At 47.4% G+C, this 21,210-nt stretch carries 16 protein-coding genes; 8 read left to right on the top strand and 8 right to left on the bottom strand.

Features of this window, described 5'->3' with window-relative positions:
• Positions 1-8: 8 nt before the first annotated feature.
• Complete coding sequence (locus tag LMJ53_RS02820; protein ID WP_226750413.1) at positions 9-407, bottom strand: acyl-CoA thioesterase; 399 nt, start codon at positions 405-407, stop codon at positions 9-11.
• 16 nt (positions 408-423) lie between these two features.
• On the opposite strand from LMJ53_RS02820, the gene LMJ53_RS02825 reads away from it, so the two are divergent.
• Both LMJ53_RS02825 and LMJ53_RS02830 read left to right on the top strand, forming a co-directional pair.
• Positions 424-1,128: a 2OG-Fe(II) oxygenase gene (locus LMJ53_RS02825; protein WP_229584707.1), complete on the top strand. Its 705-nt coding sequence runs from the start codon at positions 424-426 to the stop codon at positions 1,126-1,128.
• Between the two features lie 111 nt (positions 1,129-1,239).
• Positions 1,240-3,318: a TonB-dependent receptor family protein gene (locus tag LMJ53_RS02830; protein WP_229584708.1), complete on the top strand. Its 2,079-nt coding sequence runs from the start codon at positions 1,240-1,242 to the stop codon at positions 3,316-3,318.
• Between the two features lie 139 nt (positions 3,319-3,457).
• On the opposite strand, the gene LMJ53_RS02835 is transcribed toward LMJ53_RS02830, so the two are convergent.
• From LMJ53_RS02835 to LMJ53_RS02850, 4 genes are all read right to left on the bottom strand, one after another.
• Positions 3,458-3,913, bottom strand: a complete 456-nt coding sequence (locus tag LMJ53_RS02835; RefSeq protein ID WP_226750410.1) for a GNAT family N-acetyltransferase — start codon at positions 3,911-3,913, stop codon at positions 3,458-3,460.
• A gap of 119 nt (positions 3,914-4,032) precedes the next feature.
• Positions 4,033-4,923 (bottom strand): DMT family transporter, encoded by an 891-nt coding sequence (locus tag LMJ53_RS02840; protein ID WP_229584709.1) that lies wholly within the window; start codon positions 4,921-4,923, stop codon positions 4,033-4,035.
• 12 nt (positions 4,924-4,935) lie between these two features.
• Positions 4,936-5,820, bottom strand: a complete 885-nt coding sequence (gene cysM / locus LMJ53_RS02845; protein WP_229584710.1) for a cysteine synthase CysM — start codon at positions 5,818-5,820, stop codon at positions 4,936-4,938.
• Positions 5,817-6,584, bottom strand: a complete 768-nt coding sequence (locus LMJ53_RS02850) for a TrmH family RNA methyltransferase (protein ID WP_229584711.1) — start codon at positions 6,582-6,584, stop codon at positions 5,817-5,819. Before LMJ53_RS02850 ends, cysM begins: the two co-directional genes overlap by 4 nt.
• Before the next feature lie 190 nt (positions 6,585-6,774).
• Here LMJ53_RS02850 and LMJ53_RS02855 point away from each other — a divergent pair, with 190 nt between their 5' ends.
• On the top strand, positions 6,775-7,146 hold the full coding sequence (locus LMJ53_RS02855; protein WP_226750406.1) for an HPF/RaiA family ribosome-associated protein: 372 nt from the start codon (positions 6,775-6,777) through the stop codon (positions 7,144-7,146).
• 78 nt (positions 7,147-7,224) lie between these two features.
• Here LMJ53_RS02855 and LMJ53_RS02860 read toward each other — a convergent pair whose 3' ends face one another.
• Positions 7,225-8,877, bottom strand: a complete 1,653-nt coding sequence (locus LMJ53_RS02860) for an amidohydrolase (RefSeq protein WP_229584712.1) — start codon at positions 8,875-8,877, stop codon at positions 7,225-7,227.
• Between the two features lie 254 nt (positions 8,878-9,131).
• Between LMJ53_RS02860 and LMJ53_RS02865 the strand changes: the two genes are divergently transcribed.
• Entirely contained in the window at positions 9,132-10,502 is a 1,371-nt protein-coding gene (locus LMJ53_RS02865; protein WP_229584713.1) for a peptidoglycan DD-metalloendopeptidase family protein, read from the top strand.
• A gap of 93 nt (positions 10,503-10,595) precedes the next feature.
• Here LMJ53_RS02865 and LMJ53_RS02870 read toward each other — a convergent pair whose 3' ends face one another.
• Positions 10,596-12,143, bottom strand: a complete 1,548-nt coding sequence (locus LMJ53_RS02870) for a S10 family peptidase (protein WP_229584714.1) — start codon at positions 12,141-12,143, stop codon at positions 10,596-10,598.
• A 210-nt stretch (positions 12,144-12,353) separates the two neighbouring features.
• Between LMJ53_RS02870 and bfr (LMJ53_RS02875) the strand changes: the two genes are divergently transcribed.
• From bfr (LMJ53_RS02875) to LMJ53_RS02890, 4 genes are all read left to right on the top strand, one after another.
• A complete protein-coding gene (bfr, locus tag LMJ53_RS02875; RefSeq protein WP_226750402.1) occupies positions 12,354-12,827 on the top strand; it encodes a bacterioferritin in 474 nt (157 codons plus the stop codon).
• Positions 12,827-13,294: a bacterioferritin gene (gene bfr / locus LMJ53_RS02880; protein WP_229584715.1), complete on the top strand. Its 468-nt coding sequence runs from the start codon at positions 12,827-12,829 to the stop codon at positions 13,292-13,294. Before bfr (LMJ53_RS02875) ends, bfr (LMJ53_RS02880) begins: the two co-directional genes overlap by 1 nt.
• A 320-nt stretch (positions 13,295-13,614) precedes the next feature.
• Positions 13,615-16,023: a TonB-dependent receptor gene (locus LMJ53_RS02885; protein ID WP_229584716.1), complete on the top strand. Its 2,409-nt coding sequence runs from the start codon at positions 13,615-13,617 to the stop codon at positions 16,021-16,023.
• Positions 16,024-16,288: 265 nt separating this feature from the next.
• Positions 16,289-19,159 (top strand): insulinase family protein, encoded by a 2,871-nt coding sequence (locus tag LMJ53_RS02890; RefSeq protein WP_229584717.1) that lies wholly within the window; start codon positions 16,289-16,291, stop codon positions 19,157-19,159.
• Between the two features lie 83 nt (positions 19,160-19,242).
• On the opposite strand, the gene LMJ53_RS02895 is transcribed toward LMJ53_RS02890, so the two are convergent.
• Positions 19,243-21,204 (bottom strand): alkaline phosphatase D family protein, encoded by a 1,962-nt coding sequence (locus LMJ53_RS02895; RefSeq protein WP_229584718.1) that lies wholly within the window; start codon positions 21,202-21,204, stop codon positions 19,243-19,245.
• Positions 21,205-21,210 lie beyond the last annotated feature (6 nt).

A 21,210-nucleotide genomic window follows, 5' to 3' on the forward strand; every position in this document is an offset into this window, starting at 1 on the left:
CGTTAACGCTAAGGCGTGGGCAGTAAATGCGAGTTTAACGCGGCTTGCTCTATTGTTGTCAGCTTACTGGCGCGTTGTTGTGTATAATCGAACTTCACCATAACGGCAGTGCCGGATGCGCATTTTTGGCCGTTTTGCCAAGCCTCTTGATAAATATCAAAGGAACTACCGCCGATACGGCTGATCCAAGTCCGTAGCTCTACAGGGGCGTTATAGTGCGTTTGGGCATGGTAATTAATGTGAATGCTGGCGATAATCAGCGTCCAACGTTTGACGTCTAAATCTGGAGTGAAAATGCGAAAAACGCCTTGGCGACCGCTTTCAAACCAGGTTGCAAATACCGTGTTATTTATATGGCCCAGTGCATCGGTTTCTGAGAAGCGGGGCTGCAAAGTTTCAGTAAACATAGTCAGGATTGCCTAAATGACCGATTTTATCGAAGTATACGATAATGCGCTAAGCCCGGCTCTTTGCCAACAGTTGATCCGTGCTTTTGACAAAAGCCCACATAAACAAGCGGGTCGTACCGGCTCTGGGGTAGATACCAGTAAAAAAATCAGTACTGACTTATATTTAAATCAATATCCTGAGTATCAACAACTACTGCAGCAAGTAATACAGATTACCTCGCATTATGCGCATGAGTATTTTAAAAAATACCATTTTGCCTTGATTGCCCCGGTTGGGATTACTACGCAAGATCCCATCACTCAGCAACCGCAGCCGGTGAACCATGATAATTTTGGCCAGTTTAGCCAAGAGCAAACCTTTGGTTTTATGCGTACCTTGTATCGGTTAGGGCCGATCCAAGCGCAAAAATATCAACAGGCAAAAGGCAACTATAACTATTGGCATTGTGAGGTTTACCCACAACTGCCAGATAACGAGCCGTTGCATCGCACGTTATTATTTATGTTTTATTTAAATGATGTGACAGAAGGCGGTCAAACCGAGTTTTTTTATCAACAGAAATCCATTCAACCGCAACAGGGCCGCATGGTGATTGCACCGGCTTACTTCACGCACACGCACCGCGGTTGTACGCCGGTATCGAACGACAAATATATCCTCACCAGTTGGATCTTGTTTAATCGGGCAGAGCAATTATACGCCGCGCCCACTCGGTAATTTAGCAATGCTTACGCAAATCTAAATGATAATAATTGTCATTGGTATTGATGAGTGCTATTCTTGCGCCCACTTTACTTGTTGAACCATTATTAAATTAGATAGGTTGCTATGAAATATCTGAATTATCATCCAATTGCTGCTGCCATTTTATGCTCATTCGCTGCTGCGAGTACTCAAGCCGAAACCGCTGAAGTGACCAGCCCTGATCAACAAGCCAGTAAAATTATGCCGGCTATCGAAGTGCTGAAAGTCAAAGGCCAACAGCAGAGCCATGTGTTTGATGAAACCGGCTCAGTTATCTTGATTGACCGCAAGCAAATAGAGCAAGTACAACCCTTATCTACCGAAGACGTACTGCGTCGCGTGCCAGGCATTAACATTAAAAGCGAAGAAGAAACCGCCATTGTCGCCAACTTTGGTATGCGCGGTTTATCGGCCAGTGAATCAAAATCGCTATTATTAGAAGACGGTGTGCCAGTGGCACCGGGTTTATTTATTGGTAACGATCGCTATTTTAATACCCGTATTCAGCGTGTGGAGTCGGTCGAAGTGTTAAAAGGTTCGGCCTCATTACGTTATGGCCCTTCTACCATCGGCGGCGTAGTGAACTACATCACAAAAAATCCGGATGATGGCGTACAGTTATCTGCGCGTGTTGGTTCGTTCAATATGCAAGAAGTGAATGTAGAGGCGGGCGCCACTAACGCCGCTGAAGACGCTTTTGCGGGTATTGTTGCCACGCAAGCAAGCAGCGACGGCTTTATGGATAAAGGCTATGACATGTCAGATGTGATGGTCAAAGCCGGTATTGCTTTAAGTGACACGCAAAAAGTCGGGCTGAAATTTGCTTATCATGAAAACGATGCCAATATTTCCTATCGTGGTATTTTTTTAGACGCTTTTGAAAATGGTGAGCGTTATAACGCTGCACCCGATGATTGGTATTTAACTGATCGTACGGCATTTGATTTAAACCATGAATTGCTGCTAAGCGACACCACTAAACTCAATACCCTCGTGTATTGGAGTGATATTACACGCGATTACTGGCGTTATGATGTTGATACGGCGGCGTCTAATGCTGCTGGTCGTTGGGTATATGCTGATACCTTAACCGGCAATAACCGCAGTTTTGAACGTGTTGGTATTGAAAGCCGTTTAAGCTTTGATCAAGACTTCATGGGCGCCGCTGCTGCGACGGAGCTTGGCTTACGTTTAATGAAAGAAGAGGCCGATGATAACCGCATTCGTGCAACGCGTTTGTCGGATCGCTCAGGTGTTAACGACCGGCATATTATTGATTCTGCCACCAGTATTGCTGCTTATGCGCAAAGCCGTATCCAGTTAACCGGCGCTTTAGCCGTGACCCCAGGCTTACGTGTAGAGTCCTACGAGCAAAAACGTGTGGTGTTAACCGATAACGGTGCAACGGCCAAAACCAGCAATACGGAGTTTTTGCCAGGTGTCGGTGCTACTTATGAGTTAACCCCAGCCAGCCAGTTATATGGTGGTGTGTACCGTGCGTTTTCGCCGGCATCTAATGGTGTGGCGTTAGATGGTTTGGCTGATCAGTTGTTAGAAGGTGAGCAATCGACGAATTACGAGTTTGGCATACGTGGTAATGCGGGCGAGTTGAATTATGAAGCCGCCGCGTTTTATATGGACTTCACTAATCAAGTAGTAACCGGTAACAGTAACCCGAATTTATCCCAGTCGAACGCCGGTGCCACTAAGCATGCAGGGATGGAATTGGTACTCGGCTACAACCTCGGTGCGGGGTTTCGAATCGACAGTAATGCAACCTGGGTGCCGACGTCTGAGTTTGAAACCGGGGATTTTGCAGGTAATCGCTTACCTTATGCGCCTAAGTTACTCGCTAATATGGCACTAAGCTACAACATCGAAGCCGTAAGCTTGAGTTTATCGGCACATCACCGTGGTGAACAATATGGTGATGCCAGTAACCAAGTGGCTATTCCAACAACCGCGGCAGGCGGCATTTGGGGAGGCTTGTTACCGGCTTACACTGTGTATGATTTGTTTGCGCAGTATCAGGTATTTGAAGGCTTTACCGTTTTTGGTTCAGTGAAAAACCTGACAGATAAAGACTACATTACGGGTTTACGCCAAGGTATTTATGTCGGCACTGAACGCTCTGTCGAAGCGGGCTTCCGTTATCGGTTCTAAGCAGGCCGCTGCTTATTAGAAAAACCCGCCGTGATTCGGTGATGCCGATCAGTTAAACACTAAACTGATCGGTATTACTGAGATATGGCGGGTTTTTTATTGCTTACTGCTCATCCGCTTTTACATCGGTAGCAGCAACTTAGTGCGCAGCACGGATCATCTTTAAATGTGGAATATCATCTTCCAGATAAGGCTCACTGGCAGCAGCAAAACCGAGATCTTGATAAAAGCGTTGTAAATAACACTGCGCTGAAATATGCACATCGGTATCAGGCCATAAGTTGGCGACTTCCGCTAATGTTCTTTCGACTAAGATTTTACCTAAACCCAATCGGCGTGCGGTTTGAGAAATGCACACGCGACCAATACCTGGAAAGCCTTTAAAGCTGACATCTGGCGCTAAAATACGTGAATAAGCGATCACTTTGTCGCCTTTTTTCAACATCACATGGCGTGTTTGCGGGTGTAAATCTTTATCGTCCAATTCCGGATAAGGACAGTTCTGCTCCACGACAAAGACATCTACTCGCAGTTGCAGTAATGAATAAAGTGTCAGGGTGTCTAATTCAGCGAAGGTAAGGACCTGCCATTGCATGCTGTAAACCTCTTTTTCTATCGAAACTGCACTATATCAGAGCAAGCTAGTGGGTTGCTACGGCCGAACGACAGGGAATGCTGCAATTTTACTGACGGGCATGGCAGAAATGCCTGCATTTAATGCCATAAAATCAACATGGTGCCCACAACGGTGCATAAAGCGCCTAACCATGCGCCCCAAGCCGGTGTGCGTTTATACACTAACCATAACATCGGCAGCACTAACACCGGGCTAATCGATGACAGCATCGCCACCATGCCGGCATCACCGTATTTTAGGGCCTGCAAAATCAAGGTCATGCCCAGCACCATCGATAAGCTGGCATTGATAATCACTAACCATAAAATGCGTGCTGTAATCGGCAAATGGCTACGCGCCACCTGAAAACCGAGTAAAAAAATCAGCAGATGTAATAGAAAACCGCTGCTCATGCGCACCGCTGAAGCGGCAATCGCATCAATAGCGGTTAGCATCAGTGGTTTTAGCATTAAGGTAGAAACCGCTTGGCAAAATGCCGCCAGCAAGCCTAAGGCTACGCCACTGGCTAAGCCATATTGATTGGTTTCCCAGATGTGTTGTTCTGCGCGACGTTTACCAAATAAAATCGCAATCATCACGCCACCCATTAGCATACTGCTGCCAACCAAGGTTAACCCCCAGAGGGTTTCACCAAGCCAAAAGTAAGCCAGAACCACGGAAAATAACGCATGGGTAGCGAACAATACACCGGCACGGCGCGGGCCTAAGCGATTCATCGCGGCAAACAGTGCGGTATCGCCAATCACAATACCAATGACACCGGAAACCGTTAACAGCAAGATGCTAGCACTGTCTAATGTGCGCCAACCCTCGGTAAGGAGCGAAATGCCCCAAAGCAACAGCATCGCCACCAGCATGCGATAGCGATTAAAGGCAAAGGCACCCAGATGCGTCGCGGCTTGCGCCGATAATAAACTGCCAAAGGCCCAGCAAGCCGCGGCAAGCAGCGCCAGATATTCAAAACTCACGCTGCGCTGCGCTTAAAAAATATTGGATGATAGGTAGCGATCTCCGCGATCGCAAATTATCGCAACCACTATTGAGCCTGGATTTTGTTCAGCGATTTGCAAAGCCGCGAACACCGAGCCTCCTGAGCTGACACCGGCGAAAATGCCTTCTTCTTTGGCCAGGCGCCGCATAGTATCCAGTGCGGCGTCTTGTTCAATATCGATCACTTGATCAACACGTTCGGCTTGAAAAAAGCCCGGCAGGTATTCAGCCGGCCAACGACGGATCCCCGGAATACTGGCGCCTTCGGCGGGCTGCAAACCAATGATTTGAATCGCCGGGTTTTGTTCTTTTAAATAACACGAAGTGCCCATGATGGTACCGGTAGTGCCCATGCTGGAAACGAAATGGGTTATTTTCCCCTCGGTTTGCTGCCAAAGCTCAGGCCCCGTGCTGTGGTAATGCGCAGCAGGGTTATCCGTATTGTTAAATTGATCTAAAACGATACCTTTGCCATCAGCTTGCATTTGCATGGCCAAATCACGCGCACCTTCCATGCCTTGTTCTTTGCTGACTAAAATCAATTCTGCGCCATAGGCTCGCATAGAGGCTTTACGCTCTTCAGTGGCATTGGCGGGCATAATAAGGGTCATTGGATAGCCTTTGATGGCAGCCGCCATGGCCAAAGCAATACCGGTATTGCCACTGGTCGCTTCAATAATACGCTGCCCTGGCTGAATAGTGCCACGGCGCTCGGCCTCTGCAATCATATTCATTGCCGGGCGATCTTTCACTGAACCGGCAGGGTTATTGCCTTCGAGCTTACATAACACCACGCTTTGCGTGTGACTGGCCATACGTTGCAAGCGCACCAATGGCGTATTGCCAACATAGGCTTCGATGGTAGGAAAGGTCATAAGTTGCTCTCTTCAGATTGCGCGGTTAAGCGCATTAAATTATCACAAATCACGGCAGCGGCGATGCCAACATTTAACGATTCTGCGTTACCAAAGGCCGGAATAGTGATTTGACGATTGACCCAGTGGCCAACGTCTTGGCTAATACCGTTGGCTTCATTGCCCATTACGATATAGCCCCCTAAGCTGTTTAAGCTTAATTGATGGATGGACTCGCCACCCAAATAGGCGCCATAAATGGGTTGCTGGGCGTGGCTTAATACTTCTGTTAACGGCAAATAGTGCAGTTGTACCCGTAAAAAAGAGCCTTTAGCCGCCGCAATCACTTTAGGGTTAAAGCAGTCGGCCGTGTCAGGTGAGCAGACAATATGACGAATACCATACCAGTCGGCAATGCGAATAATACTGCCCAGATTACCTGGATCATTAATGTTATCGAGCACCAAGGTCCAGCTAGTGGCTGTCGGGCTAAAAGCAGGCCATTGCGGCATTGCCACCACTGCCAAGGCCGCGTCATTACTACTAAAAGTGCCACATTTTACCAGCTCATCACTACTGCAGGCTTGCAGGAGTTGTGCTGCTTTAATGGCCTGTGGCTGTGCGGTAATAAAGCGTTCGGTGGCAAAGAGGGCGCGCACTGTCCAACCCGATTCGAGTACTTCTAATACGGCTTTTTCACCTTCAACAAAAAACAGTTGCTCGGCTTTACGGTGTTTTTTTAGCTGAAGCGATTTAATCAGCTTAGCCCATTTAATGCTTATCATATTGCTGACTTTCGTGATCCAACATTGGGCTATTTTAACCAGACTTTGCGGTGCTGTCTGAAAATATGTCGGTTATTTTCTGCTTTTACCCTTGACTGTTAGGTTGATTGTCTCCAATTATAAAGTGCATGCGGTGTGATTGTGAGCTGCACTGGTAGTGACAACACACCGTTTTCAAAAGGAGTAGCCTATGCAAGTACAGATAAACAGTGACCGGCATATCCAGGCCGATGAACGTTTGGCCGAGTTTACCCGTGATACGTTAAACAGCAAATTAAGCCGTTTTGCCGATCATATTACTCGGGTTGAAGTGCATTTAAGTGATGAGAACAGCAGCATTAAGCGTGATGGCCATGATAAACGCTGCTTGTTAGAGGCTCGATTAGAAGGTGTTGAACCTGTTGCCGTAACCGAACATGCTGCAACGGTTGGCCAAGCCGTAACGGGCGCTGCCGATAAGCTACAACGTAAGTTAGCTTCGATTGTCGGTAAATTACGTGATAAACATAACCGCAAAGCGAGCCCAGATTTCTCTGAACTCGAAGAAGTTATCGAAGAATAAACTGCCTTAAGCTATTTGCGCTGCGGCTTTCGCCAGCAGCGCCATCCATAGCCGCGTTAATCGCGGCTTTTTACTGGGTTATTTTTTATAACGTTGTTTGCCGTGGATCCACGTTTCTAAGGTGGTGGTTTGCCACAGTTCCGTCGCCGGTACGTTAAAAATATCCCGATCAACTAAGATAAAATCGGCCCAGCTGCCCGGTTGTAAATGCCCCATTTTATCTTCTTGAAACGCACCATAGGCCGCATCAACGGTAAAGGAGCGTAATGCCTCCACCAAGGTGAGGCGTTGCTCTGGCATCCAACCGCCTTCGGGCTGATTTTGTTGGTCTTGCCGTGTCACTGAGGCATGTAAACCATGAAACGGGTTGGCCAATTCCACAGGGAAATCTGAACCACCCACAATGATGCTGCCTTGGTCGATAAAGGTTCGCCATGCATAAGCCCCACGTAAACGCGCCACACCTAAACGATCACCGGCCATATTCATATCTGACGTGGCGTGCACTGCTTGCATTGCCGGTAACACATGTAAGGCTTTAAAGCGCGGAATATCTTTGGGTGAAACAATTTGCGCATGTTCAATCCGATGCCGCGCTTTAGCTAAATCAGCCAGCGGGCTGAGTTGTTCAAAGCGATCTAAAGCTAAACGATTGGCGCGATCGCCAATGGCATGCACATTAGCCTGAAAGCCAGCGCCAATGGTTAAACGCATAATTTCGGTGAGGGCATCGGGCTGTGTTACTAACAACCCTTGTTGGCCTGCACGGTCACTGTAGTCGCTAAGTAACGCTGCACCACGGCTACCCAGGGCACCGTCACCATAAATTTTTACCGACCGAATATCTAACCAGTCAGTGCTGTCATCCACTATACCTTTTTTAAACCAATCGGCGAGTTGCGGATCTTTGGCCGACAGCATCGGATAGATACGCACACCGAGTTGTTGCTGTTGTTGCAACTGCTGATACAAGGCGGCCAGCTCTGAGCTTACGCCAGCATCATGTACTGAGGTAATGCCTAAGGCTAATAGGTGGGCGAAAGCTTTGTCTAGCGCCGCTTGTTTATCTTCGTTGGTTGGCGCAGGGATCTTACTTTGTACTAAGCCCATGGCATTATCAATTAACACGCCGGTGGGTTCGCCATTGGCATCGCGAATAATTTCACCGCCAGGAGGGTCGATGGTATCTTTCGTGATCCCCGCCAAGGCCAGTGCCTTACTGTTTACCCAAGCCGCATGCGCATCAACACGAACCAAATAAACCGGTCTGTCAGCGACCATTTCATCTAAACTGGTTTTGCTTGGGAAGGCTTTGCTATCCCAAAGCACCTGATTCCAACCGCGGCCCATTACCCATTGTTGTTTTGGGTTACTTTGCGCAAATGCCGCGACACTGGCAGCCGATTGTTTTTCACTGCTAATGCCACGTAAATCGGCTTGATTAAGGTAATCGCCTAAGCCGAGGACATGGCCATGACCATCAATCAGGCCTGGGAGTACCGTTTTACCTTGGCCATCCCATTGCGTCGCTTGGGCATACTGTTGGCGTAAGGTGCTATCGCCCCGCGCTAACACTTGACCCGTTTCGTTATCAAACACTAAGGTTTGGAATTTGACTAATTGTCGTTGTTCATCAAAGCCATAGCCTTGGATATTATGAAGTACCACCGGGGCGGCACTGAGCGACAAACTGCAAAGGCAGCTGAGAAGTGCGACGGTTTTACGCAGCATAACGATACCTGTAAGTTGAGGAAAATTCCGTCAGACTATATCAGCTCTCTGTCGATTCGGGCAGGTGCTTGCGATAACATGCAACAAACTCGCTATTATATCTGTTAAACAGCGCTAAAGTGGGGATGCAAAACGTTGGCTGATGGCATAGAATGATTTTTTTTCAGTGCCGCTGCGAGCCTTCGCGGTGATGCCTTGCTAAGTGAATGCCGCAACCACATTCACCTTCATCAACCGATAAGAAAGAATGCAAAATGGTTAATAACTTCATCAATGATTTTCGGCGTCGTGTGCCGGCCTTGCATCAACGCCTGATGTTGGGTTGTTTGCTGGGCTTGAGTGTCTTGCTGGTGTTACCAAAACCACAGCAAACACAGCCAAGTGGCATGGGCGTATTACCGCTGATGCTTGGGATGGGCTTACAATATGCCCCGCAAAATTTCGAATTACTGCCGTTAGAGCAAGCGTTAAGTTGGGTACATCAACAACTGCAAACCGAGCCGGTTGAAGATCCCTTTGTCAAAGTTTACCAGATATCGCGTGGCGATAGTTTAAGCCGTATTTTTGCGCGTTATAACCTCAGTTACCAAACGGTGCAGCAGGTGATGGCCTCTGATGAATCCTTGCTGGCGCTTGACGTGCTGCACCCGGGTAATCGACTGACCTTGCAGTTAGATGATGTTGGTGAATTACAAAGCATGGAACTGTATATTCATGCCGGTAAAAAAGTGGTGTATCAGCGGGTCGCTGCAGATGAGTTTGCTTATCAAGAAATCGTGGATGAAGGCGTGTGGCAAAGCGATATTCTGGTGGGTGAAGTGTACGGCAGCTTTTATGTTTCCGCGCAGCGCGCGGGTTTAAGCGATGCGGATATCTATAACATTAATCAACTGTTTAAAGAGCGCTTGAATTTTTCGCGTGATATCCAAGCCGGCGCCCAGTTTCAAGTGCTGCGCAGTGAAAACTTCGTGGGTGAAGAAAGTACCGGGCAAAGCCGCATTGAAGGCATCCGCATTTTGAATCGTCGGCAAACCCTCAGCGCCTTTATGCATGAAGATGGCCAATATTATGATGCAAATGGCGACAGTTTAGAGCGTGCGTTCTCGCGCTACCCGCTGCAAAAGCAACAGCGCATCAGCTCGCATTTTAACCCGCGCCGCTTACATCCGATCACGCAACGGGTGTCACCGCACAATGGCACAGACTTCCCGTTACCGGTGGGTTCGCCGGTGTTAGCCCCTGCAGATGGCGTGGTCACTCGGATTGAAAATCATCCTTATGCGGGTAAATATATCGAGATCCAGCATTTTGGTAATTACAAAACCCGTTACTTACATTTAAGCCGCTTTAATGTGCAGCGCGGGCAGCGGGTTACCCGTGGTCAACGTATTGCCTTATCGGGTAATACTGGCCGCTCCACAGGGCCGCATTTACATTACGAACTGCATATCAATAACCGGCCCGTGAATCCGATGACGGCGCATATTCCATTAGCGAAGCCGGTATCTGCAGAATCCAGAGCCAGCTTTGCTAAACGTGTGAAGCAACTGACGGCACAAATGGAACAGCAAAGCTTACTGGCGAAAAACTCAGCCAGTAGTACGCTTGCGAATAACGCAGAATAAGTTTAACGCGTTGTTAAGCCGCATAAAAAAAGCCGGTGAAGTTTGCTTCACCGGCTTTTTTAATGGCGTTAAGCCTAAGGCGCTATCGCCAGATTAATATTTCGCAGCTTGGCCAGTCGCGGGTAATGATTGCAGAATAAACTCGCGTAAATCATCGTTTGATTTCTTTAAGTCTTCACTGCGCAGATACATCATATGGCCACTACGATAGCCTTTGAAGCTTAAACGGTCCTTCATTTTGCCGCTGGGATCCAGCTGCCACATATTATATTTAGCGTCAAAGTAGTTGGTGGCGCCATCATAATAACCCGATTGCGTTAACACCCGTAAGTAGGGGTTTTGCGCCATGGCTTGACGAAGGTTTTCGCCGGTATTGTCATTACTGCTATCCCAAGGCCGCACATCACCGAACATATTGTATTTAATGTCGGTTTTGTAATTTAACTCGGTACGCAGGTAATGATTAATCGCTGGGGTAAATGAATGTAACCATGAGGTTAGCTCTGCCCAATAGTCAGGGCGCTCGCCAATATCGCTTTTATCAAGGCCAAGATAGCGTGAGTCTAAGCGTCCGACCGTTTGACCACGATCACGTAATAGCTCTTTCCAAAAATACGCTGTGCTGATATCCAAATTGGCCCGCAGCACATTTTGTACACTAATACCCGAGTAGCGGCTGACTAAACCAGCAATACGCTGTTTTTCCGCATCGGCTAAGGAATTACCGCGCGCCAAAGCCGGTAGATACTCATTTAAAGTGAAGTTTTCCACCTCAGGCAAAATATCGTACAAATCTTTTTGCTGTAAATCGCTGGCCAGTGCTTGATGATACCACGCAGCCGCAGCGAAATAGGGTAGGCGATTGGCTGCTTTAACCGGGCCTTGGCGTTCAATACCGATATCGGTAGGCGAAACCAAAATCACGCCGTTTAAATACATCCACTCGTTATTTTGTAAGGCTAATGCCAAGCCCGAAACCCGCGTAGTGCCATAGCTCTCACCAATTAAAAATTTCGGTGAGGGCCAGCGCTCATAGCGATTAACAAAGGTATTCACCCAAGCTGCTAAGTAACGAATGTCGGCATTGACGCCAAAGAACATTTTTTGCTGTTGTTCGCGCGATGGCATTTTACCGTCAGGGCCAGGTAGCACACGTGAGAAGCCGGTGTTTACCGGGTTAACAAACACAATGTCGGCCACATCCAGCACCGAGTGCGGGTTGGCTTTAACGCCGTAAGGCTGGATCGGGAAGCCTTCATCGTCAATCACTAACGATTTTGGGCCGGTGTAAGCGATATGCATCCAAACCGATGCCGAGCCAGGCCCGCCATTAAAGGAAATCAGTAACGGCCGTTTAGTATTATCTTTAATATCGGTGCGTTGATAATACGTATAAAACAGCGTGGCCGTAGGATGACCATTATCGTCCCAAACAGGCTGGGTGCCGGTATGGGCTTTATAGTTTACGCGTTGGCCATTAATTTCCGTGCGATGCTCGGTAACAATGGCGTTGTCTATATCAATGCTAATTTGCTCGGCTTGCAGTGAAACACTCAGTGATAACCCCAGTGTTAAACACAGCAGGCTGATATAACGTATTGCTTGCATAGTGATTTCTCGTGTTGCGTTAAAAACGGACATCTTCAATTCACCATAGCGCTAATTTTGCTGAAAACGAAGTGAGTTGCGATTGGTTACGGATTTTCAGGATAGGTGGTGCACCGTGAACGAAATACACATTGCTAATGCAAAGCATTCTTAATTGTATATCAATGATATACATGATTTTTTTGCCTGTTTGATGGCTTTGTACTATGCTGTATCACTAAATGCATTTAGCAGGAGTGAGTTATGCAAGGTGATTCTCAGGTACTGAGCAAATTGAATGAAGTACTGACGGCAGAACTGACCTCAATCAATCAATATTTTTTACATGCCCGCATCTATAAAAATTGGGGCTTAAAGGCCTTAGACGAGGTTTGCTACAAAAAATCGATTAAAGATATGAAGCAGGCCGATAAATTGATTGAGCGGATCTTAATGCTAGAGGGCTTGCCTAATTTACAAGCGCTGGGCAAATTGCGGATCGGTGAAGACACGCCAGAAATGCTGCAATGCGACGAGGCTTTTCAGTTAGAGCAACTGCCACTGTTAAAGCAAAGCATCGCCCTGTGTGAAAGTTTACAAGATTATGTCAGCCGCGACTTATTGACTGACATCTTAGAATACGAAGAAAGTCATTTAGATTGGTTAGAAACGCAGCAGCACCAAATTAGCGCGCTGGGTTTACCGAATTATCTACAAGCGCAACTAGGAGGTGAGTAATGCAAGGTAGTCCAAAAGTCATCAGTGCGTTAAACACTTTACTGGCCAATGAATTAGCCGCTATGGATCAATATTTTATTCATTCTCGGATGTATGATGATTGGGGCCTGAGTAAGCTGTTTGCTCGTATCGATCATGAGTTTGACGATGAAAAAGGCCATGCTGCCGCGCTGATTGAACGTATTTTATTCTTGGGCGGTGTGCCTGATATGACAAAGCGTGATGCTATTCATGTCGGGCAAGATGTGCCGACCATGCTGCAAAACGATTTAAACGTTGAATACACCGTGCAGAAGTTATTAAAACAAACCATGGCGTTGTGTGAGCAAGAGCAAGATTACGTCAGCCGCGATATGTTACAACAGCTGCTAGATGATACCGAGACCGATCACGCGCATTGGTTAGAGCAACAATTGCGCTTAATCAAAATGCTGGGCTTACCTAATTATCTACAAGCTCAACTCTAAGTTTTATATTACTGCGCGAGTCATCGCGATCCGCGCAGCCTTTCTTCAGTTTTTATGCCGTTCTTGTTATTACCTCTTCTATAGCCGGCTGCGCCGCCCTTTTTGTGTTAGTTAACGTACCTTTTTTGATTTCTTGTGCGTTTTAACGTGGAGACTTTGCGCTGAGCCTTGGCCTGGTAGTTCGAACATTAACCGCGCTTTATCGTAAAACCTCGACCACACATCGCGCTTAGCGAAATCGCATATTGTGATAATATCACTATTGCAGTATATTGTTACGATATAACATTTAATCTATCGCGTTGCTCAGAGAGGACCCAATGAACCAGAAAAGTGCTTTGGCGCTATTAATTGCCGCCAGTTTAACCTCCACTTCCGCCTTCGCTAACACGATCAGTGGGAAAATCGTCGACAGCAAGGGTAAGCCCTTAGCGAATGCCAGCTTAAATGTGGCTGGCAGTGCCAGTAAAACGGTGTCAGATGAAAATGGACAGTTTTTGCTCACAGATGTGCCGGTTAATCAAGTTGAAGTGCACTTTTCAGCGCGCCGTTATGGCCACAGTAATGCCCAATTTACTGTGCCTGCTAGCGGTTTAACCGATGTGACCTTAGTGCTACAAGCGAGCTCGATTGAAATTATCGACGTCACCATCAGCCCTTTACACGCTTCTATTATTGAATCTTCATTACCCATCAGTGTGTTAGCAGGTGACAAATTAAAAATGCAGCAAGCCACTACCTTGGGCGATACGCTCAGTAAGCAAGTGGGTGTGCATTCAACTTTTCAAGGTGGCGTGGCCAGTAGCCCGATTATTCGCGGTTTAGATGGTCCACGTGTTTTAATTATGCAAAACGGTTTAGATGCGGGTGATGCCTCTCGCGTTGGCCCAGATCACAGTGTCGCCACTGAAGCGAGTACCGCTAAGCAAATTGAAGTATTGCGTGGGCCTGCAACCTTATTTTACGGCAGCGGTGCTATTGGTGGTGTGGTTAACGTGGTAGATGAACGCGTGCCAAGCAACAGCACGCCTCGTGCAGAGTGGATAACCGAGTTACAAAGCGTGGATTCGGCCAAGCTGGTGGCGGGTAATATGGTTACTGGCAACAGTGATTATGCGGTGTATTTGGATGGTTTTTGGCGTGATAGCATTAATTACCGTACCCCAGGCGATTGGCAAGGTGAATTAGACGATCATTCTGACCATGACCATGATGAAGCCGAACACGATGAGGCAGAGCATGATGAGCATAGCACCAAGCGTATCGCCAATACCTTTAGCACCAGTAAAGGTTTTACCTTAGGTGGTAGCAAATTACTGGATAATGGTTTTGTGGGTTTAGCCTATGGTCGCTTAGAGCGCGACTTTGGTATGCCTGGCCACAGCCATGGTGATGAAGAAGAGTTGACCCAAGCCGAGAAAACCCAAGATCGCGTGCAGCTGCAAAGCGAACTGTATTTTACTGATCATTGGATTAGACAGTTTAATAGTCGTTTGGCCTTTACCGACTATCAGCATACCGAAATTGAAAACGGTGAGGTGGGCACGGTTTTTACTAATAAAAGCCAAGAAGCCCGTTTCGAGTTACTGCACCGCCCATGGTTTGACTGGAAGGGTGGCTTAAGTCTGCATTATAAATTTAGTGATTTCGGCGCGGTTGGCGAAGAGGCCTTTTCGCCTGCATCAGAGACTCGCACGCTGGGTTTAGGTTGGATGACCGAGCGGCACTTTGGCCCCGTATTATTGCAGTTAGGTGCACGTGTGGAGCAAGTCAGACTGGATGCCGCTGAAGTGAAATTAGTTGATTTAGAATTACATGGCGATGAAGCCGAGCATGCAGGTGAAGAGCATGGTGCTGAGATTGCCGATTTTGCTTTTGCTGAGCGCTATAATCCATTTAGCGTGTCGGCCGGTTTAGTGTGGGATTTCCAAGAAGGTTATAATGTTGGCCTGTCGTTCTCGCATGCTGAGCGCGCACCAAGCGCTGCTGAATTACTTTCGTTTGGGCCACACCTTGGCACACGTAGTTACGAAGTCGGCGCTTTGTTCCAATTAAATGAAGATCGCGATGGCTTTGAATTAAATGAAGCCACGCAAGGGCTAGAGCGTTCGCGCAATTTAGATTTAACGCTACGTAAGTTCCATGGCAATGTTGGCTGGGTGCTCAACGCCTTTTATAACCGCGTGGATAACTACTATTATGCTGGCAACACCGGTTTATATGCTGAGTTTGCGCATGAAGGTGAAGAGCCTGAGGCAGAGCATGATCACGCCGATGAATTGCCGGTTTATCTGTATACAACCGATTCTGTTACGTTGCATGGCTTTGAAGGCCAAGTAAATTGGCAGTTAGATGAGTTTTATCATTTGACCGTGCAAGCCGATTATATTCGCGCTCGTTTACGTAGTGGCGGTGAATTACCGCGTACGCCGCCGCTGCGTTTAATGACTGAACTGGCCTATCAAGGTGAACAGTTCGATGCCGACTTCAGCGTTAGCCGTTATTTTAAGCAAGATAACACGGCCACTTTAGAAGAGGCGACACCGGGATACACCATGGTTGATGCCAGTGTTAGCTATCGCTTTAACTGGGGGCAACAAGCTTTAGTCGCTTATGTGAAAGCACAAAATATCACGGACGAATTAGCACTGGTGCATACCTCGTTTCTAAGAGATGTTACACCGCTACCCGGTCGTAATTTCGCTCTAGGCCTTCGCGGCAGCTTCTAGAGCATCAGCAGGGCTTTTAAGAAAAAATGGCAGCATCGCGCTGCCATTTTTTATTGGATAAGCGCCCATCACTCACACACTCCTCCGACCACACTCTGAGACAGATCCGACCACACTCAGACACCGGTAAGACCAGTCTCTGAGACAGGTTTGACCACACTCCGGTACAGGTCAGACCATACTCAGAGACGTTTGGTTTATTTGTTTGCTATTTGGTTATGGTTGGTCTACATTATTTTTACATTTTTCACTGAGGGAATTAATGATGAAAAAACTTTTAGTAATTAGCGCGGTAGCACTGGCGGTGATGACAGGCTGTGCCCAACAAAGCACCTCTTTAGATGTGACAACCATGCAACAAGCGGCAGCAGCCATAGTGGTGAGTCCGAACGATCAGCGGCAATACAAAACGCTGACCTTGCCCAATAAGTTGGCAGTAGTGTTAGTTTCTGATCCGGCGTCCGAAAAATCTGCCGTGTCACTTAGTGTCGGCGCGGGTATGTTACAAGATCCAATGTCACAGCAAGGTTTAGCGCATTATTTAGAGCATATGCTGTTTATGGGAACCGAGCGTTATCCTGATCCTGCCGAGTACGCCGGTTTTATGAGCCTGCATAACGGCGCTTACAATGCTTACACTTGGTTAGATATTACCAACTACATGTTTGAAATTAATAACAATGTGTATGATGAAGCCTTAGATCGTTTTTCAGATTTCTTCAAATCTCCAAAGTTTTACCCTGAGTACTCAGACAAAGAACGCAATGCCGTGAATGCTGAGCAGTCGATGCGTCGTGAAATGGATTTCCTCGGTCAATTTGAATTGATGCGCCGGATGTTTGGTGATCACCCTTCAAATCGTTTTTTGGCCGGTAGCTTAGAGAGTTTAAGCGATAAACCTGACAGTAAATTGCATGATGAGATGCTGCAATATTATCAGCGCTATTATTCGGCCAATAATATGAAGTTAGCCATGATCAGCAATTTACCGTTAGCTGAAATGGAGTTGCTGGCGTTAAAGCATTTTGCCGCCATTGAAAATAAAGACATTGCCATTCCCAGCGTGACAACACCCATAGATAACCGTTTATTTGGTGCTAAGCGCATTCATTATGTGCCAAATCAGGATATTAAACAGCTACGCCTCGACTTTACCATTCGGGCCAATTTAGAAAAATACGCGGTAAAACCCAATGAATATATCAGTTACTTACTGGGTTCAGAAATGCCGGGTACGGCAGCGGCACAGTTGAAAGCAGCTGGGCTTATTTCCAGCATGAACGTGTCAGCGAACCCAGATTTTTATGGTAATTACGGCAGCCTAACGATTGATCTGAGCCTGACCGATGCCGGTATGCAACAGCGCGAGGCGATTACCGCGGTAGTGATGCAGTACTTAGCCTTAATTAAAGAGCAAGGTGTTGATAGTAAATACTTTAATGAAATTAAAACTAGCCTGAGTAACCAATTTCAATTTTTAGAAAAAACCGATGGTTTTGGTTATGCTTCACAGTTAACCGCCTCGATGTTGAAACTGCCAGTCAAAGATGTGGTCGCCGCACCCTATTTATATGAACGCTTTGATGCCGCAGCGATAGAAGAGGTATTAGCGCAACTCACCCCAGAAAACTTGCGTTTGTGGTATATCAGTAAGCAAGAGCCACACGATAGCGAGTTGGTGCGTCATGTCGGTAAATATAAAATTGTTGGTATTAGTGCAGAAGAGCAAGCGGCGTGGCAGCAACCGATAGTGACGCTGAACTTACCGCAAGTGAACCGCTTGTTGCCAGAAAGCTTTGCCATTAAAACGCCCATCGAGCAGCAAAAACCCACCTTAGTACACGAGCAAGCCGGCATTAAAGCGTGGTTATACCCCAGTAAAGTCTTTGCCGACCAACCTAAAGGCCGTTTAGATATTGTGCTAAATAGCCCGGCGGCGCAAAACAATGTGCAGGCAAAAGTCGCCTTTGCCTTATGGCGCGATCTCTACAATTTAGCGCAAAGTGCCCTAGCGACTGAGGCGCAGGCTGCGGGTATTAGCATGTGGCTGAATGATGGTAATGGCTTAACACTGAATTTAGATGGTTTTACCGATAAGCAACCCGAGTTATTAGAGCAAGTGTTAGCGGGGTTAACACCGGCGATAACCGAAGAAGGGTTTGACCAAGCGGTTGATCGCTATGTGCGAGGTATTGCTAACCAGACGCGGCAAGTGCCGTTTCGCCAAGCGTTTTGGGCTTTTAACAGTCTCTATCGTGGCGGTAACTATAACCCTGAGCAACTGATAGCCGCCGCTAAGCAAATGACGTTAGCAGATTTACAACAGGTGATCAGCAACACACTGCTGAACAACGAAGTACGGGTGTTTGCCTTTGGTAACTATGATAAACAAGAGGTAGTCGCTTTAGTCAGTAAGCTGCAAGCGGCTTTACCTGCAGCACGGCAATCCACCGCTTACACACAAAGCCCATTTTGGCAGCCAACGCCGGGTAAAAGCATCGTGTTGCAGCGCGATATTGATGTAACCGACGTAGCGCTTATCGATATGCATGTGCATCCCACTAAAGGCATGGCACAGCGTGCTGCAGCCAGCGTGTTAGCATCACACTTTAGTAATCAAGCCTTTGATAAGCTGCGTACCGAAGAGCAACTGGCTTATGCGGTGGGCGGCACGGCAATTGACCTAGATGAATACACCGGTTTTGGTTTGTATATTCAAACACCGGTAAAAGGTCCGGCCGAAATGCAGCAACGCTTTGACGAGTTTAAACAGCAATACTGGCTTAGCTTACAACAGGTAACGCCTGAGCAATTTGCGCAATTAAAGCAAAGTTTATTGCTAAGCTTGAATGAGCCGCCGAAGAATCTGTTTGAGGAAATGCAGCCACTTGTCAGTGATTGGTACCGTGAGCGTTTTCAGTTTGATAGCAAAGCGAAACTGATTGCCGCGGTGGAGCAGGTGAATTTGGATGACGTCAAAGCCTTTTATCAGCAAACGTTATTAAACCCTGATGCCGCACGTATTTCGGTGCAAATGCGTGGCACCAGCTTTAAAGATCAACCATTTGCTACCTTGCCTAATCAGCAAGTGGTGAACGATTTAGCCGAGTTCCAAAAAACCATGCCGAAGCAATAAGCTTATTTAGCTACAAAAAGAGAGGGCAGCCTGCTAAGGCTGCCTTTTTGATCATGCGGGATCTGCACAGTGCTAGCTAAGGCTTACTCCCAGCGCGCTTCCTCTTTTTTGATAATAAAATCGATCGCTTTTCCGGCACAGGTTAACTGCGCGATACGTTTTGGTGAGCCATCTTCATGCAGGTCGACTAAGCCGATGCCCGCCTGATTTAATAAGCGCTCACCACGCTGCGCATTATCCGGTTTATGCGGCACTATGCGCATGCGCCGACGTTTTGTCAGCCAGTTTAAAGGCGAGCGGGGGGAATAAAACCAACGATTTAACCGGTCTAAAATATCCAGTAAACGGCTAGGGAACTGGTTTTTTAAGCCACTGCTGGTAATTTGCCAAATATCCGGCCCAGCGGCTTTGCTGCGTAAATGCACTTCATACACAAAAGAATAATGCACATCGCCTGATAAAATCACAAAGTGTTTGGGCGTTTTGGGGTGTCGAAATAAATTGAGCATGGCATGCGCAGTGCCACGATGGGCCATCCAGTTCTCCGCATCAACGAGCAGCGGCCGACCAAAAAAGGTAAAGATTTTTTGAATGTTCTCAATCAGCTTTACCCCAAAAATCGGCGCTGGCGCTACCAGCACCACAGCATCGTGCCCAAGCAGGTTTTGCTGCAACTCGGTAATGGCTTCCCAATCCAATAAACCCGATGGGCGATTAATATTCACTTCAGAACGCCAACGGCGAGTGCGGGTATCTAACACCAATAACGGCGGCTCGGTTGGCCATTGGTAATGCCACTGCTGAAACTGTAATAATTCACTGATCAGTGCTTCATGTTCAGGGCCGCCGCTGTGGCTTAAGGCTTGCTCAACGCGATCGAGTAATGCGCTGGAGAAATCGGTCGGCTTGTTGCCCCAACCTTGACAAAGCAAGTAGCTCAGTAGGGCATTACCGATAATGCGCCTAGAAAAATCATGCTCATAAGCAATTTTTTCCCACTCTGCCGTGAGGTTCCAGTCATCGCTCACATCGTGATCATCAAAGATCATTGCTGTTGGTAAATGCGCCAGAACACGCCTTACCTTGGCTAACCCTGCTGCGAAAGTTTCAATCAACAGCTGTTGTTGCTGATAACGTTCAAGTTCATCGTGAGATAATTGCGACTTTAAGGTTGAACTTAACGCCAGTGAATCAGGTTGCCAACCAGCGGGCGACCAAACGAGTAAATACATGCCGAGCATTTCTGCGGCGCTAATTAAATGGTTACGCGCCGTATCAGTGGTAAACACCGGCTTTTTCACTCCGCGAAAAACCTGGCTTAGCATCGCTTCACTGGCTTTGGTTTTGGGTAGTAAGGTATGTCGCTGATAATAATGCGGTGTTTGCTTATGCAGAGTATCGGCATCGCTAACCCGAGAACAGGGCAGGTTTTCATTGTGAAAACCTAATTGATTAATGAACTGATGTATCGCCTGTAACATCGGTGCCGCCACATCATCGGCATAAATTTGATCGCCACTGAGCAACAATAATGCCGGCCACTCAGTCACCTCTTGTTGCTGCAATAGCAAATCGGCGGCAAGTAAACCATCTTCACAGTCGGCATGCGGTTTGCGGCAAGAGCCATGTAACAAGCGTTGTAGTTTCGGCTGTATGATAAAGCCCGGGTTATCGCGCCCAGCATAAACAAGATCTGGCGCCCATTGTTGCCAGCCTTGCCATTTGGCTGGCTCTGATGCACGGGGCGCGACTTGTAAATCGTAGCTGATCCACACCGCTTGGGGTAACGCTGCCGTTAGCGGCAGTTGCAATAATTGTAAGTGCAGTTTTTCCGCGCAGCGAATACTGCGGCAATACTGACTTAACGTTGCAGCGTCAAAGCTAAGCGGTTGTTGGCCGGTGGGGGTCAGTGTAAGTTGCAGTTGAACCGGCTCACGAGTGGCGAGCCAGAACGTCACGGTTGTCGGTGTTAAGGCCCGCAGCATAGGCCCTGCCAACACTAATGGCAGTGTTGGCGGTTCGTTGGGCTCTGCTGCGCGGGTCATGGTTTG

It is taken from the genome of Rheinheimera sp. UJ51, assembly GCF_020819615.1.
GTDB classification, from domain to species: domain Bacteria; phylum Pseudomonadota; class Gammaproteobacteria; order Enterobacterales; family Alteromonadaceae; genus Alishewanella; species Alishewanella maricola.